We start from the raw sequence: 1,042 nt of genomic DNA, 5'->3' as shown, positions 1-1,042 counted from the left end.
TTTTTGCCATTGCGCAAAATCCACCGCTAAAAAAGCAAAGCAACCTCTCGCGTCGTTAAAAATCTATTTATAATTTCAAGAAGATAGTGGGCCGGTAGTAAAGGGTAATTACTTCCACTTTACACCCAAGATGGGAGTTTAAAATCATATACAAAGGGCCTAAAGGTTGAGTATTGGTAAAGTTGAATTTCCGAATTAACAACATCCGTCAGAAGCCAAAAAAAACCATTATGCCACAAAAAGAAAATAGGGATTTGTGGCCCTTACACCTAGATAAGAGAAATACCCCATATATTGAAAAAAAATTATATTTGGATTGATAAATGAAACTATTTCTTTCAAAGAAAAGATAAAAGAAGAAACTAGAGACTGCGTAAATAAATGAAACAGCCTCTGAAATTTTGTCTTTTTTTTCTAAAAATAATCTCCTAAAGGATCAACAGGATCTGGTGAACCCCAATTACTTGTACTTGCACTGGAAGGGCATATTCCATCGCAGTGTAAAACTTCAAAATGAAGATGTGGTCCCGTAGAGTTTCCTGTTGACCCTACCTCCCCTATAAGATCACCTTGATTTACCCAATCTCCTTCTTCTACTAAAACTTTACTCAAATGCGCATACCTTGTTTGCACATGGTCACTACCAGGTGATTCTGGCAAATCACCGTGATGAATAAAAACTACATTTCCATAACCCCAAGATGACGGAGACCATCCCGCAAATCTAACATTTCCGCTGGTCATAGCACGGACAGGTGTCCCGCTAACTGCTGAAATATCTATCCCTCTATGAGGTCCGTTAGAACGATCATCTCCAAAACGACCAGTTAAAGTTGTGCTATTGGTCGGCCATTCATATGAAGTACTTTTGGTCACTTCGGCATTTTCCTCATTAATAGGATCAACAGTAATAAAGGGTTCTCCCGAACTACATGAAGTAAGAAATAGTCCAATTGCCAAAAATGCAAGACAAAACTTTTTCATTTCAATTTTCATAGTGTTTTAGTTTAATTAAAATAAAATGATTCATTCTTACCTAAAC

Annotated in this window: 1 protein-coding gene; it reads right to left on the bottom strand. The window is 36.9% G+C overall.

Going from position 1 to position 1,042, the window contains the following annotated elements; translation table 11 throughout:
- Window positions 1–414: 414 nt before the first annotated feature.
- Window positions 415–996, bottom strand: a complete 582-nt coding sequence (locus E1171_RS00855) for a M23 family metallopeptidase (protein WP_155203169.1) — start codon at window positions 994–996, stop codon at window positions 415–417.
- Between the last annotated feature and the right edge of the window lie 46 nt (window positions 997–1,042).

Origin of the sequence: Xanthovirga aplysinae (assembly GCF_009711365.1) — a bacterium.
In the GTDB taxonomy this organism is placed as follows: Bacteria; Bacteroidota; Bacteroidia; order Cytophagales; family Cyclobacteriaceae; genus Xanthovirga; species Xanthovirga aplysinae.
Note: the sequence above shows the minus strand (reverse complement) of the source record. Positions and strands in the feature narration are given on the sequence as shown.